Consider the following 930-nt stretch of genomic DNA (forward strand, 5'->3'; position numbering starts at 1 on the left):
CGACCTGCCTGCTCGCCGCGGCGGCATGCAGCCTGGCGGCGGCCCCGCTGCTCGGGCGGATCGTCGACCTCGCCGCCGACGGCGACGCGTCCGGTCTGACCAGGCCGGTGCTGCTGCTGGCCGCGGCGGCGATCGGGCAGGGGGCGTTGGCCTATGCGGGGATGGTGGCGGTCGCCCGCCTCGGCGAGGAGGTCCTCGCGACGACCCGGGAAACGTTCGTCGAGCGTGCGCTCGACCTGCCGCTGGAGCGCATCGAGCGGGGCGGCTCGGGTGACCTGACCTCGCGCATCACCGAGGACATCGCGATGGTCAGCGAGGCCGTCCGCGGCGCCGTCCCGGAGTTCGTCCAGTCGGCGCTGATCATCGCGCTCACCCTGGCCGGCCTCACCGCCCTCGACTGGCGTTTCGCCGTCGCCGCGCTGGTCGCGCTGCCCATCCAGGCCCTGACCGCGCGGTGGTACGTGCGGCGGTCGGGCCCGATCTACGGGGCGCGCCGCCGGGCGGCGGGCGGGGAGCAGCAGCAGTTGCTGGAGACCTTCGGCGGGGCGGCCACCGTCCGCGCGTTCGGTCTGGCCGGCACCCATGTCGATCAGATGGAGGACCGGATCGACCACAGCATCTCCGCGACCGTCGCGCTCACCCGCCTGCACACCCGCTTCTTCGGCCGGCTCAACATCGCCGAGGCGGTGGGGCTCTGCGCCGTCCTGGTGACCGGGTTCCTGCTCGTCGACGACGGCGCGGTGACCATCGGCGCGGCCAGCGCCGCGGCGCTGTACTTCGCGAACCTGTTCGGGCCGGTGAACTCGGCGCTGTTCCTCCTCGACACCCTGCAGTCCGCCACCGCGAGCCTGGCCCGGATCGTGGGGGTGACCGCCCTGCCCGCGCAACCGCGCCCGCCCGACCCGCCCGACCCGCCCGACCCGGCAGACC

At 74.9% G+C, this 930-nt stretch carries 1 protein-coding gene; it reads left to right on the top strand.

Annotated features, from left to right (window positions below):
• A partial coding sequence (locus tag ND748_RS32875) for an ABC transporter ATP-binding protein (RefSeq protein ID WP_251750144.1) occupies positions 1-930 on the top strand: 930 nt, incomplete at both ends.

It is taken from the genome of Frankia sp. AiPs1, assembly GCF_023716945.1.
Lineage (GTDB): Bacteria > Actinomycetota > Actinomycetes > Frankiales > Frankiaceae > Frankia.